The sequence below is a fragment of the Sphingobacterium hotanense genome (assembly GCF_008274825.1).
Taxonomy (GTDB): domain Bacteria; phylum Bacteroidota; class Bacteroidia; order Sphingobacteriales; family Sphingobacteriaceae; genus Sphingobacterium; species Sphingobacterium hotanense.
The window spans coordinates 1,407,245-1,420,801 of record NZ_CP030848.1 but is presented as its reverse complement, the minus strand read 5'-3'; the positions used below and the strand labels follow the sequence as shown (position 1 = coordinate 1,420,801).

Here is a 13,557-nt window from a genome sequence, read left to right as displayed (position 1 = left end):
ATAGGAAAACTGTGCGAAATTATTCGTTTTCTACATCAAGAAACACCAAATTTTCCTTTCGCAAATAAGCTGAATCAGCAATATGAAAGTATTGCTACTCAGTGGTGAAGCTATTTTTCTTCTTTGGAGGAAAAATCAGTTCTTCTTGATACATCACACATGAAAAACAAGGTTTCTGAACGCATTGTTCACGAGCCTATTAAAAACAAATAAAGAATATATGACAAATTTTAAAGTTGGAATTATTGGAGCCGGCCCGAGTGGTTTGGCTATGTTAAGAGCATTTGAATCGGAACAGAAAAAAGGTAATCCCATCCCAGAAATTAAATGTTATGAAAAACAGGACAATTGGGGAGGTATGTGGAACTATACTTGGCGTACAGGCGTCGGAAAATATGGCGAACCCCTGCACGGGAGTATGTACAAATACCTCTGGTCTAACGGTCCGAAGGAATGTTTAGAATTTGCTGATTATACGTTTAGCGAGCATTTCGGGCAAGCTATCTCATCCTATCCTCCTCGGGAAGTGCTATTCGATTATATACAAGGAAGAATCAAGAAGAGTAACGCCCGCGATTATATCAAATTCAATACCGTAGCGCGTTGGGTAGATTACTTGGACGACAAAAAACAATTCCGAGTGGTTTTTGATGACTTGCAGAAGAATGAAACCTTTGAGGAATTTTTCGACTACCTAGTTGTCGGAACGGGGCATTTCTCGACGCCAAACATGCCTTATTTTAAGGGAATTGATAATTTCCCAGGTGCAGTGATGCATGCGCATGACTTTCGTGGCGCCGATCAATTCGTTGATCAAAAGCTGCTCTTAATCGGAAGTAGTTACTCCGCCGAGGATATCGGCGTGCAATGTTATAAGCATGGTAGCCAAGGCGTGACGATCTCTTATCGCAGCAATCCGATAGGATCCAAATGGCCTGAAGGGATAAAAGAAAAACCTTTAGTGACGCATTTTGAAGGAAGCACCGCATTTTTCAAAGATGGTACATCGGAGGAATTTGATGCTGTAATCTTATGTACGGGTTATCAGCATAAATTCCCTTTCCTTCCGGATGAACTGCGCCTAAAAACAAAAAACTGTCTATACCCGGATAATCTTTATAAAGGCGTTGTATTCAATGAGAACGAACGCTTGCTATTCTTAGGTATGCAAGATCAGTATTATACGTTCAACATGTTCGATACGCAGGCTTGGTTCGCCCGCGACTACATGCTTGGAAGAATTCAACTGCCCAGCAAAGCAGAGCGCGACGCCGACATCAAAAAATGGATGGACTACGAAGCGACAACCGTTACGGGACCGGATCATGTCGATTTTCAAACGGACTATATCAAGGAATTGATCAGCATGACGGATTACCCGAACTTTGACTTGGATAAAGTGGCCGATATGTTCAAAAGTTGGCTCAACGACAAGGAGATCAATATCCTCAATTACCGCGACCAAGTTTATCATTCCGTTATGGATGGAACGCAAGCGGAACCGCATCATACGCCTTGGATGAAGGAGATGGATGATAGCCTAGAACGCTATCTACAAGAGGTTCCAGCCGATGAGCAGGAATTAGATAAGGTGAACTATTATTAGGACCCGAAAAGGTCTACAATAAGAAAAGGGACTGCGAATCAGCGAGGGCACTGAAAAAGTCCCCTTAGAAAAAAAGGTTAAAAAAGGGAGTCGAAAACTACGGTTTTCTGCTCCCTTTTTCGTATTTTAAGGTAGGCTTTAATGGACATCAGGATGCTCTCTACCCAACAAAAAATACAGTTCAGTTCCTATTCAGGATTGTACGATATTATCGTACCAAAAGATAATCTACTTCGAAAAATCAACGATCTTATCGATTTCAGTTTTATCTATGACGAGCTTTTGGCTAAGTATTACCAGACGAATGGCCGTACAGCGGAGAGCCCTATCAAGATGTTCAAGTATCTTCTGTTAAAAACGATCTACACCGTTTCGGATGTAGATGTCGTTGAACGTTCCAGATATGATATGTCCTTCAAATATTTTCTTGAAATGGCACCAGAGGAGGATGTGATCAATTCAAGTTCGCTTACCAAATTCCGCAAACTACGATTAAAAGATATGGATCTGTTGAACCTGTTAATCAATAAGACCGTAACGATTGCTCTTGAAAAAGGCATTATAAAATCAAAGTCCATTATCGTAGACGCGACCCATACCGTTTCCAGATCGAATCCGCACACAGCATTGGCAGTACTCAGGGAACGCTCCAAGCTATTAAGAAAAGCGATATATCAGATTGATGGGGAATACAAGAGGAATCTACCACAAAAGAATGAATCCAACGACCTGGATCAAGAGCTTGCTTATTGCAGGGAATTACAGAGGGCCCTTGATGAAGATCAATCTATCAGTGAAATACCGGCTGTGAAAGAAAAGCTGAATCTGTTGAAGGAAACCATTGAAGACACAAAAGAATACTATCTGCTCTCTAAGGATGATGAGGCCAGACTTGGACACAAGTCAGTGGACAGCAGTTTCTTTGGATATAAAACACATCTGGCGATGACTGAGGAACGCATCATTACAGCAGCGGTCGTTACTACAGGCGAAAAAGGTGATGGCCCTGAACTACCTAGGTTATTAGAGATCAGCCAGCAGAATGGAATGCAAGTGGATACGATAATAGGTGATGCCGCGTATTCGGGAAAAGAAAATCTTCAGTTGGCAAAAGAACAAAATATTGATATCATCGCTAAATTAAATCCATCCATTACCCAAGGCTTTAGGAAAGATAAAGACAAGTTTGACTATAATAAAGATGCGGATATGTTTGTTTGTCCCGCAGGACATTTGGCCATCCGCAAGGCGCGTCAGGGAAAGAAGGAACAAGGTACAAATCAAACGGAGACCTATTACTTTGATGTGGAGAAATGTAAGGTCTGTCCTATTAGGGAAGGATGTTACAAGCAAGGGGCCAGAACCAAATCCTATTCAGTCTCCATAAAATCCGAACTCCATAGGGAGCAGATGGCTTTCCAGCAAACCGATTATTATCGAAGCAAGTCTAAGCAAAGGTATAAGATCGAGGCCAAGAACAGTGAGCTCAAGAATGTCCATGGCTATGGCAGAGCTGATGCTTATGGAATCCACAATATGGAAATGCAGGGCGCAATGGCCATCTTCACCGTAAACTTGAAAAGAATCCTGAAATTGATCTAAAAAGGCGGGATATTGCCTCAAAAAAAGCCTATATGGGATGCTAAAAACTCAAATAGCAAGTCCTAGTCGCTTACAGCTTCAACAAGACCATTAAAAAATAAACTTCCAGAAATCCTTTAAACAAAAATGACCGAGTAAGGGAAAACCTATACTCAGTCATTTCTTTAAGTCTCATTAGAAAGTTGAGGCTTTTTCAGTGCCCTCGAATCAGCAGTCCCTTTCTTTTTATCTGTTCTGCAGCCTATTTTGCAGGCGTCACAGTGATTTTTCTGAATTCGATAGGTCCATGGTCACCTTGGATGTAAAGTGGTCCTGGCTCGCCTTCTTTGCTATCTAGCGCACCACCAGTAATTCCTGGTATCTCTTGGTTGCTGATGATAGTTTTTCCGTTCGCTACGATAGTAACCAATCGGCCCACTAAAGTAATATCAAATTTCTGCCATTCATTCGCGCCTAATGTCGCCATTTCGTTCGGCGCCAAGAAGCCGTATACTCCTCCAAAATAAAGTGCTCCCGGGTGTTTGTCCTTTGGAGAATCTTCAATTTGAACTTCATAGCGTCCTCTCAGGTAAACTCCAGAGTTACTACCTTCAGGATAACGGAACTCCAAGCTCAGCTTAAAGTCTTCGAAACTTTGCTCGGAAATTAAGTTTGCTCCCGCCTCTTGATTGGTAAGAACACCATCTTTAACTACCCATTGATTTTTGTCGGAAGATGGCTTCCATCCGGTGAGATCTTTTCCGTTGAACAGTTCTATTGGAGTTCCCCATTCTGCTGCTTTCTCACGCACTAAATATGGTGCTTTAACACCAGTAAATGTATACTTCTCGCCTGTGTTGGAAGTAATCGTTCCTTTCAGTGCTCCTCCGGCTAATTCACCTTCAATAACGAAATCACCTTCGCCACCTTCCCACTGCGGAGGAATTGCGAATGAGAACTTGCCATTCGCTAATTTAATATGAGAGATCGGGCGGCTGCTACCGCTATCTCCTACCCATGAACCAACCAATGTCGTGAATCCCGACAACTTGATTTCGATCCATGAAGGCACTGATGTTCCTTTTTTATCAACCGTCAAATCCCAACGCCCCAATAAATCCTTTGATTCCTCTGGAATAGTTTGTGAAGCGGGATTGTGTACTTCCTCTTCCTTTTTCTCCTGAGTCGAACTGTTATTACAAGAGCTTAAGCTCAAACTTAAGATCGTGGTGAAGGCCAGACCAGTTGCAAATTGTTTAATCATTTTATTTATCTTTTTTTGGTTCTATTTAAACTACATAATATTGCTCCCATCCCTTTTTAGGCGGAGGCCCCACCAATAGGGCATTTGCAAATTTATCATTTACGATCTCTTTTTTCACCGGATCGAAATCAAACTTCGTATTCAATCGTTGTGCTATCACGCCAAGGCAGAAGATTTGACTCAATGGCCCGGCTACCTCAAAGGATGAGCGGGTTTTCTCTTGTCCCTTACACGCTTTCAAGAAATTTGCGAAGTGGTTAGAAGGCGATATCGGAACCTCCGGCAATTTGTTGGCTAAGTCTTTCGCTTTTTCCTCTGGGATAATGCTCAATGTACTGCCATGAGAGCCACCTTTAAAGGTTAAATCCTTGCTATATATAATTTTGCCCGGATTCAGTTTTGCGGGTTCCAACTTCCCGGTACTTGGTGGCGGAATATTTGGATCTAAGCCCGAAATACCATAGCCTGCAGGAATTGGAGGTAAATTATCCAAACCGTCGTACCACATGATATCAACAGCAGGCATCCGCTTACGCTTTGGAAAGCTAAATTTCAATGTCGATGACATCGGGAAGAAGAAAGAGTTATGTCCATCCAGACGCACAGCTTCCATACGTGTCGGAAGACCTAATTCTAAAAACTCATGCGCCGTATCTAAGATGTGAGCACCCCAGTCGCCAAGAGCTCCCATTCCGAAATCATACCAACAACGCCACTGACCATTGATAAAGTCTTTATTATAGTTATGGCCAAGCGTCTGCATCTGCCATAAATCCCAATCTAATGTTTCAGGTATCTTCTCCGCAGGTGGGAAGTTCTTGATATTCACATCCCAGCCATGCCATCTCCGCGGCATATTCATATGCCCCACGATTCGGGTTACATCTTTGATAATTCCGGCGTCTTTCCATGCTTTAAACTGGAAATAGTTCGCATCGGAGTGACCTTGGTTACCCATTTGCGTTGCCAGTTTTGGATTTTTCTTCGCTTTAGCCATCATCAGTTCCACCTCTAAGAACGTACGAGCCATAGGTTTTTCCACATAGACATGCTTGCCCAAGTCCAAGGCCATCATGGTAATCGGGAAATGGGAAAAGTCGGGAACACCGACCGACACCGCATCTATTTGATTGCCCATCTTATCGAACATCTGACGAAAATCATGGAAACGTGGAACTTCTGGAAACTTCTTCAGAATGGCTTCGGTATGTTTTGCGCCCATGTCTACATCACATAGCGCAACAATATTACAAAGTCCAGTCTTATGAAACTCCAAAAGAATCTCAGCAGCACGATTTCCAATCCCCACAGCCGCGAGGTTAACACGCTCGTTGGGCTTCGCCATCACTACATTCGCCAGACTACTGTTTGCCAATGCCACTGCTCCTCCTGCCATAACGGACTTCTTGATGAAGCTTCTACGAGAAAAAAAATGATCCATGAAATAGTGTTTAGGTTTAAATTTATTAATGATCGTATGTTAAAATTAAAAAAAAATATTAATTTCAACATGATAATCGCTGATTATCATTAAACCTGTTACAAAATCAACAAAAACTTAAGATGAGAAGATTTATAAAAAACTCTATTTATTCCCTATCCTCTTGTGCCCTTTCCCTCTTTGTTCTCTCGGCATCCTGTCAAAGTGCAAATAAGAACACGTCTGATAGCGATTGGGAGCAACTATTTAATGGTAAAGACTTGACCGGATGGAAAACCCTTGCCGGCAAGGCGCCTTACACGATTGAAGATGACGCGATCGTCGGCACCATGGTGAAAGGAACTCCGAATAGCTTCTTGGTAACAGAAAAAGAATACGGTGATTTTATTTTAGAGCTTGATATTAAGCTGGAAGGTGCTACAACAAATTCCGGCATACAGACCCGCAGTCATTACGATGCGAACGCAAATAACGGCAAAGGTAGAGTCTACGGTCGGCAGGTGGATGTAGACCCTACTCCGAGAGCTTGGACAGGCGGAATATATGATGAAGGGAGAAGACTGTGGCTTTACCCTTTAGATTTAAACCCTGCGGCTAAAACAGCTTATAGACCTAATGAATACAATAAGATCCGCATCGAAGCCATAGGGAATGAGATGAAAACCTGGGTAAATGATGTGCCTTCGGCGCATTTAGTTGATAGCATTGATGCCTCTGGATTTATTGCTCTGCAGGTGCATGCCATCCCCGATTCCTTAGATGGCAAAAAGGTGTATTTCAAAAACATCAAGATCCAAACAAAGAACTTAAAACCAGCGAATTTTCCTACTGATGTCTACATCGTCAATACCAATGCGAACGGTTTGACTGAGGAAGAGCAAAAAGCGGGGTATAGCCTATTGTTCAATGGGAAAGATGCAACGGGATGGAAAAGCGCGCGTGGCGGTGGATTTCCGGAAAAAGGCTGGAAGATTGAAAACGGGATCATCTCTGTGCAGAAATCTGATGGCGGCGAATCGACCAATGGAGGTGACATCATTACAGATAAGCAGTACAAAGCATTTGACCTTTCCTTCGATTTTAAGTTGACCCCGGGTGCAAATTCCGGTGTTAAATATTTTGTTACATTGAATGAGGAAACTAAAGGCTCAGCGATCGGTCCGGAATATCAAATCTTAGATGATGAATTGCATCCTGATGCTAAACTAGGCAAAGATGGAAACAGAACATTAGCATCATTATACGATCTAATCACATCGGACAAAAATAAACGTGCAAGAAAACCAATTGGCGAGTGGAACCGCGGACGCCTTGTTGTTGAACCTAACAACAAAGTAACTTACTGGTTAAACGGGTTTAAGATGTTAGAATTTGTTAGAGGTTCGGAAGAATTTAGAAAACTTGTCGCAGGCAGCAAATACAAAGATTGGAAAAACTTTGGTGAAGCCGAACAAGGACACATCCTTTTGCAGGATCATGGCGACGCAGTATCTTTCAGAAGTATAAAAATCAAAGAATTGAAATAAAAGATCTTGTTCGTCGAGACGTTCGACTTTAATAAGAAAAAGGGCGATGTAGTTGAATACATCGCCCTTTTGTATGTTATTTTAATACCGTTGAGAATCGCAGAAGCTTCTCTTTAAATATCCGCAGTTCTTCATCCTGAAGATTGATAAAAGAATTATCGCTCAACTTTCCAACCACCTCATCCATTTCTTCCGGTGAATTGTACACCATCATACGGAACGGATTACTGTAGTCTTTTTCGCGAGTCTTGCGGATCTCATCGCATATCCACTTCTTGGTCTCCAGAGCTTCGTCAAACAGCTCGTGCCAAAAGTCTAAATCCCAAGTGTTTGATTCTCTTTCTGTAACTTCGGCAAGCGAGATCAAAGCATGTTGAAGTTTGTCTTGTAAATATTCACCGCTAAGCGTACGATACTGTGCATGCACATCTTTCCAAGTAGCCACTTCTCCAGAACGAATATCCTCTAGTAAACTTTCCATTTTATGCGAAGGCATCAACTGCCCGCCCACATTGACGAAGGATACTCTTTCGGAAACCGATAAACTGTTATGCATTAACTCCCTGTCAAAATCATCAGGGCTCACGAGTTCCAATACCTGACAAACTGCATAATAGCGAATTAACTTCTTGAAAAGTGCGTATGACTCTTTCGGTTTCAACAAAACAACTTTGCGTTTCGAAAACTCTGTGTTTTGCAGAAGTACTTCCAATGTTGGACCCGATGAACCATTTAACCAAGATTCAGCGCTAATTCCATTCCCCTCGCTTACTTTAGATAGCGCTAGGGCAACAGCGGATCGTATTTCCTTCAATGAATCGAACAACTCGTTGATCGTATCCGGCGCAAGAATATCATACTCAAAATATTGATTCTTGAACTGACGTTTATCACGACTTAAGAACTTATTGGTATTGCGCATCAGCGCATACATATTGTACATAAACCAATAACCCGGCACAATAACCAACTGATCGTTCTTCACATCATTACTGATCAAAGAAAACGGGACACGAACATCCATCTCATGTTGGAAATCGCCTTTGACGATTAAGCTGTAAGATGCGAATCGTGAGTTATGTTTTAAGCTCACGCAGAGCCCAGGCCAAAAGCCACGCCCCGCGATAATTTCGCCATCGGCTCCTCTAGAATTATGGTTAGAGCCTACCGTTGCGCCTGCAGCCATATTTGACTGCCCCATAATTAAACTGGCACATAGGAAAGAGTTATTATGGTGTTGTTCATGCGCAGGAAAGATCAATGAGTTCAACACCTCGCAACAGGAAATTGTTGAGTTATCTCCTAAAAAGGAGTTGATCAAACGTGCGCCATATTTCAATTGCGAATAGGATGATAATATAAAGCGTACCGCCTTTACTCCATAGAATACACGGCAGCCATAGCCAATAATGCCATTCACTAATTCACATCCCTCACCAATCTGTGTATAAGCTTCGGATGTCGAATTGACCGTTACATTTTTTAGTTTATTAACGCCTTTAATATAAGCGTCAGAACCGATCTTGACGTTCTTGATGGTATGCGAGTTCTTGATGACCGTACGATCACCGATCTCACTATAAAATCCGCGCTCCGACGTAAAGCATTTGTTGGTCATTTCAAAAAAGCGATCCTGAAGTACCTTATCTTGTCTATTTCTCGTCCACAGATAAACATCCGCCGCTTGCATCCCATCAAATGGTAGGACTCTACGATTCCCATTCTCGTTGCAGACTTCCAAGTAAATGCGGCTTTCTTCTTTATCGCCGTCTTTTAGGATGCCGTTTCCGAACTTTGCGCTGGAACTCGTTTCCATTTCATTAACGTTGAGCAGAATAACCTCATTACCAACGATGAAATGAGCAATGTAACGAACCTGATGCAAGGCTATGCAATCTCCCAGATCACAGCTGATGATATGGGAGTTATAAATACCACATGCTAATCGGATATCACGATACTCTAAATAAACCTCTTCCATGTCGCCAATACGCACCAAGCCGTAAAACTTAGATCGTTTGATTTGATTAGGAAGGAATTTATCAGTAACGAGTACATCATTCCAATTGGTAGACTCGTTGGCATTAGCCTCTAATCTTTGGATTTCTTCTGCGGTAAGATTTCTATAGGTCTTATCGGACTTCTGTTGTTGAAAACGAAAGTAGTATTCGTCTCTCCCCTCCTCTAAGTACTCGGCAGGAATAAAATCATAACCGATGCGACTTAAAGGAATCTTATTGACATACCCCATAAGCTTGACTATTCTACTGTAACCGACTTCGCTAAATTACGTGGTTTGTCGACATCTAATCCACGATAAACTCCAATGTAGTAAGATAGTAGCTGCAACGGCACAACGGTCAAAATTGGTGCTAAAACTTCGTCCAGAACCGGAACTGTCATGATATCATCGGCGATGCTATGAGTAATCTCGTCTCCTTCCGATACCACCGCAATCACTTTACCCTTACGCGCTTTGATTTCCTGCATATTGCTGATCACCTTCTCATGGTACACATCTTTTGTTGCTACAAAAACAACAGGAAGTTTATCATCCACAAGCGCGATCGGCCCATGCTTCATCTCTGCAGCAGGATAGCCTTCAGCGTGGATGTAAGAAATCTCTTTAAGTTTCAACGCGCCTTCGAGTGCGGTTGGAAAGTTATATCCACGACCTAAATAAAGAACATCGTGCGCGTCTTTGTATTTATAAGCAATCGCTTTGATATTATCCACTTCATTTTTCAACACCCATTCTACTTTCTCCGGAACGCTATTTAATTCCTGAGATAGTTCTACGAAGCGTTCTTCGGAGATAGTACCTTTCATTTTCGCAACCTTCAACGCTAGTAACATCAATACAGCTAATTGCGCAGTATAGGCTTTGGTACTTGCTACGCCAATTTCAGGACCTGCGTGGGTATAACATCCGGCATGTGAAATACGAGCAATCGATGAACCAACCACATTGACAATACCAAAGATTGTTGCCCCCTGCTCTTTAGCGCGCTCAAGAGCAACCAATGTATCTGCCGTTTCGCCACTTTGTGAAATAGCGATAATAACGTCTTCATCCGTAATAATAGGGTTTCTATATCGGAACTCCGATGCATACTCCACTTCAACATTGATTCGGCATAACTCCTCAATCACATATTCAGCAACTAAGCCTGCATGCCAGCTTGTTCCACAAGCAACGATGATAATACGACGGGCATTTAAAAGTTTCTCCTGAATGATGTCAATACCGCTTAAAATGATCTTTGATTCGTTCAAAACCAAACGTCCGCGAAGGGAATCCGCAATAGTCGTTGGCTGTTCGAAGATCTCTTTCAACATGAAATGATCATAGCCTCCTTTTTCAATGGCGGCTAATTCCATATCAAGCTTTTGAACAAATGGTGTGATTGTTTCATTACCAAGGTTCTTTAAGATCAATTCATCCGGACGAACAATTGCCAGTTCGTAGTCGTTGATATAAACCACTTCCTTGGTGTAAGCAAGCATAGGCGAAGCATCAGATCCCAGGAAATGTTCATTATTGCCAATTCCGATTACTAATGGGCTACCCTTTCTTGCAGCAATGATCGTATCAGGCTGATCCGCTGAAACGATCAAGATTACATAAGCACCCGTAACGCGTTTTAAAGCAATACGAATTGCTTCTTCTAGACTACAGTTATTGTTAAGTTGGATATCTTCGATAAAATTCAGTAATACTTCAGAGTCCGTATCACTATGAAACTCATACCCGTCTTTAATCAGTTCGTTTTTAAGCGAGGCATAGTTCTCAATAATACCATTGTGAATCATCGCCAAGTTGCCAGATTTAGACACATGAGGATGTGCATTTCTATCAGACGGCTCACCGTGTGTTGCCCAACGCGTGTGGCCGATGCCAGTCGTCCCTTCCGTTGATTGGTCTCCCACAAACTCTTCCAGTGCTGCAACCTTTCCCTCTTTTTTATAAACTTTAACAGCATCACCCGTTTGTAAAGCGACTCCAGCGCTATCATAGCCACGGTACTCAAGTTTTTTCAAGCCATCAATAACTATTGGATAAGCTTGACGTTTTCCGGTGTATCCGACGATTCCACACATAATTGTTCTCGTTTAATTTAAGTTTTCGTTATAATTTCTTTCTAAATATAGAGATAAAATCAGTCAACGCAATCGATTGACTGCCATAAAAAACAAAAACCGGACCAAGTCCGGTTTTATATTAATTAATTTTGTGTTAATTTAATTCGAATTTATAGCCAACTCCTTTTACCGTAGTAACATAGCTATCCCCAATCTTCTCACGTAGTTTTCGAATATGAACATCAATCGTACGATTGGTTACAACTACTGAATCTTCCCAGATTGCTTTTAAGATTTGCTCTCGTGTAAAAACCTTATTAGGTTTCGAGGCTAATAAGTATAAAAGCTCAAACTCCTTCTTCGCTAATACGAACTTTTCTTCGCCACGGTACACTAAGAAAGAGTCACGGTCGATTACTAAGTCTGAAATCTCTAGCTTATCTGTCGCTTGATCATCAATAACTTCGGATGTGTTTCTACGTAAGATAGCATTGATACGGCTCATCAAAGCGCGCGGCTTGATTGGTTTAGCAATATAATCATCCGCACCAACATGGAATCCAGCAATTTCCGAATATTCCTCGCTTCTCGCTGTTAAGAAAACCATGAAAGTCTGTTTGAATTCAGGCATAGAACGCATTAAACGACAAGCTTCAATACCATCCATTTCCGGCATCATCACATCCAAGATGATTAAATCTGGATAAACTTCCTTTGCAACTTTAATTCCTTCTTTACCGTTAGCAGCGGTGTAAACTTGGTATCCCTCTTTGGTTAAATTATACGAAATCAATTCAACAATGTCTGCTTCATCGTCAACCACTAGAATTTTCTGCTTACTAGCCATATAATGTATTTTTTTTGCTAAGTTATGTACTTAATCATAAGATAAAGTTAATCAAATATTATATAATTGTTAACACTTAAATATAACTTAACAATGCATTATTCTTAATTTAAGGTTTTCGTTAAAAAATCTTCTAACTCCTGCCCTCTTAAGTTCTTAGCAATTATCTTTCCCGTACCATCCACAATGTAAGAGGTAGGAATACCTTTGATTTGGTAGTCTATGACTAGGGGTGAACTCCAAGCTTGCAGATCGGAAATATTAGTCCATTCCAACTTATCTTCTGCAATCGCGCGCATCCATGGACCTGGATTATTATCTAATGATACTCCAAGAACGGTGAAATTCTTATTCTTAAATCTGTGATATTGCTTAACAATGTTTGGATTTTCCTCACGACATGGCATACACCATGAAGCCCAGAAATCGACCAAGACGGTTTTACCTTGAAAGTCTGAAAGCTTCACAAGCTTATTATCCTTGGTGTAAGCTTGCAGTGCAGGCGCCGGCTGACCGATCGCCAACTTCCGAAGTTTATTCACCTCTGTTTTGAAATCGTTGACATAGCGATTGTCGGTGAACTTATCTTTTATTTCATCAGCATAGCTAATCAATTCTTGTTCCGCCATCTCCGGATCTAAGGTGCTCATTACATAGAAACCAGCTAGATCTTGATTCTTATTCGCAAACTCCACAGATTCTTTTACGTAATCTTTGAAGAAGGGTTCAAATTTCTGTAGCATCTCCGAACGAAGATTCTGAATTTCATTGACACCTAGATCACTTGTCGCTTTTGTAAATACTTGTTGCAGGGAGTCTCTAACAAAATCAATGCGTCCCTTCAAAGCAGCAAAGTCTTTGAGTTTTGTCGATAGCTCCGACCCTTCTACTGAATAGTTTTCAGGTTGCTGCATATCAACTGAAAAGGTGAGTGCCTTGCCAGGTTCTACAATAACCGGATAACGATTCTTGCCTACAGCAACTGTTAACAATCGCTCTTGCGTAGCCGGTCTCTCAAACTTAAATCTATTGCCGTCTGCAATAAACGTAGAATCCAACTTACGGTCTCCCTCGTAAAAATTAACCACCTTCACATTCCCCGGGTTATCAATAACTCCTTTAATCTGGATATTTTCATCATTAGCACAGGATGCAAACATCCCTCCCGCTAACAATAAACTACAAATATGTAATACGGACTTGTTCATT

At 41.5% G+C, this 13,557-nt stretch carries 9 protein-coding genes; 3 read left to right on the top strand and 6 right to left on the bottom strand.

Annotated features, from left to right (window positions below; translation table 11 throughout):
- Nucleotides 1-220: 220 nt before the first annotated feature.
- On the top strand, nt 221-1,606 hold the full coding sequence (locus DSM08_RS05895) for an NAD(P)-binding domain-containing protein (RefSeq protein ID WP_149525289.1): 1,386 nt from the start codon (nt 221-223) through the stop codon (nt 1,604-1,606).
- 153 nt (nt 1,607-1,759) lie between these two features.
- Nucleotides 1,760-3,208 carry an IS1182 family transposase gene (locus tag DSM08_RS05890; RefSeq protein ID WP_149527655.1) on the top strand — a complete coding sequence of 483 codons (1,449 nt, stop codon included), beginning with the start codon at nt 1,760-1,762 and terminating at the stop codon, nt 3,206-3,208.
- Between the two features lie 241 nt (nt 3,209-3,449).
- On the opposite strand, the gene DSM08_RS05885 is transcribed toward DSM08_RS05890, so the two are convergent.
- Nucleotides 3,450-4,451 carry a 3-keto-disaccharide hydrolase gene (locus tag DSM08_RS05885; protein WP_149525288.1) on the bottom strand — a complete coding sequence of 334 codons (1,002 nt, stop codon included), beginning with the start codon at nt 4,449-4,451 and terminating at the stop codon, nt 3,450-3,452.
- 25 nt (nt 4,452-4,476) lie between these two features.
- Nucleotides 4,477-5,892 carry a Gfo/Idh/MocA family oxidoreductase gene (locus DSM08_RS05880; RefSeq protein WP_149525287.1) on the bottom strand — a complete coding sequence of 472 codons (1,416 nt, stop codon included), beginning with the start codon at nt 5,890-5,892 and terminating at the stop codon, nt 4,477-4,479.
- 122 nt (nt 5,893-6,014) lie between these two features.
- Between DSM08_RS05880 and DSM08_RS05875 the strand changes: the two genes are divergently transcribed.
- Nucleotides 6,015-7,418, top strand: a complete 1,404-nt coding sequence (locus DSM08_RS05875; protein ID WP_149525286.1) for a 3-keto-disaccharide hydrolase — start codon at nt 6,015-6,017, stop codon at nt 7,416-7,418.
- A gap of 76 nt (nt 7,419-7,494) precedes the next feature.
- On the opposite strand, the gene DSM08_RS05870 is transcribed toward DSM08_RS05875, so the two are convergent.
- The 4 genes from DSM08_RS05870 to DSM08_RS05855 form a co-directional block, all read right to left on the bottom strand.
- The gene (locus DSM08_RS05870; protein ID WP_149525285.1) at nt 7,495-9,669 is read right to left on the bottom strand and encodes a DUF4954 family protein; all 2,175 of its coding nucleotides are present in this window, start codon (nt 9,667-9,669) and stop codon (nt 7,495-7,497) included.
- A gap of 8 nt (nt 9,670-9,677) precedes the next feature.
- Nucleotides 9,678-11,519, bottom strand: a complete 1,842-nt coding sequence (glmS, locus tag DSM08_RS05865; RefSeq protein ID WP_149525284.1) for a glutamine--fructose-6-phosphate transaminase (isomerizing) — start codon at nt 11,517-11,519, stop codon at nt 9,678-9,680.
- Between the two features lie 136 nt (nt 11,520-11,655).
- On the bottom strand, nt 11,656-12,348 hold the full coding sequence (locus DSM08_RS05860; RefSeq protein ID WP_149525283.1) for a response regulator transcription factor: 693 nt from the start codon (nt 12,346-12,348) through the stop codon (nt 11,656-11,658).
- A gap of 104 nt (nt 12,349-12,452) precedes the next feature.
- Entirely contained in the window at nt 12,453-13,556 is a 1,104-nt protein-coding gene (locus DSM08_RS05855) for a TlpA disulfide reductase family protein (RefSeq protein ID WP_149525282.1), read from the bottom strand.
- Nucleotide 13,557 lies beyond the last annotated feature (1 nt).

Bases quoted from the DNA above. Each gene is read 5' to 3' on its own strand.
- DSM08_RS05895 (WP_149525289.1), top strand. From the start codon at position 221: ATGACAAATTTTAAAGTTGGAATTATTGGAGCCGGCCCGAGTGGTTTG.
- DSM08_RS05890 (WP_149527655.1), top strand. From the start codon at position 1,760: ATGCTCTCTACCCAACAAAAAATACAGTTCAGTTCCTATTCAGGATTG.
- DSM08_RS05885 (WP_149525288.1), bottom strand. From the start codon at position 4,451: ATGATTAAACAATTTGCAACTGGTCTGGCCTTCACCACGATCTTAAGT.
- DSM08_RS05880 (WP_149525287.1), bottom strand. From the start codon at position 5,892: ATGGATCATTTTTTTTCTCGTAGAAGCTTCATCAAGAAGTCCGTTATG.
- DSM08_RS05875 (WP_149525286.1), top strand. From the start codon at position 6,015: ATGAGAAGATTTATAAAAAACTCTATTTATTCCCTATCCTCTTGTGCC.
- DSM08_RS05870 (WP_149525285.1), bottom strand. From the start codon at position 9,669: ATGGGGTATGTCAATAAGATTCCTTTAAGTCGCATCGGTTATGATTTT.
- glmS (WP_149525284.1), bottom strand. From the start codon at position 11,519: ATGTGTGGAATCGTCGGATACACCGGAAAACGTCAAGCTTATCCAATA.
- DSM08_RS05860 (WP_149525283.1), bottom strand. From the start codon at position 12,348: ATGGCTAGTAAGCAGAAAATTCTAGTGGTTGACGATGAAGCAGACATT.
- DSM08_RS05855 (WP_149525282.1), bottom strand. From the start codon at position 13,556: ATGAACAAGTCCGTATTACATATTTGTAGTTTATTGTTAGCGGGAGGG.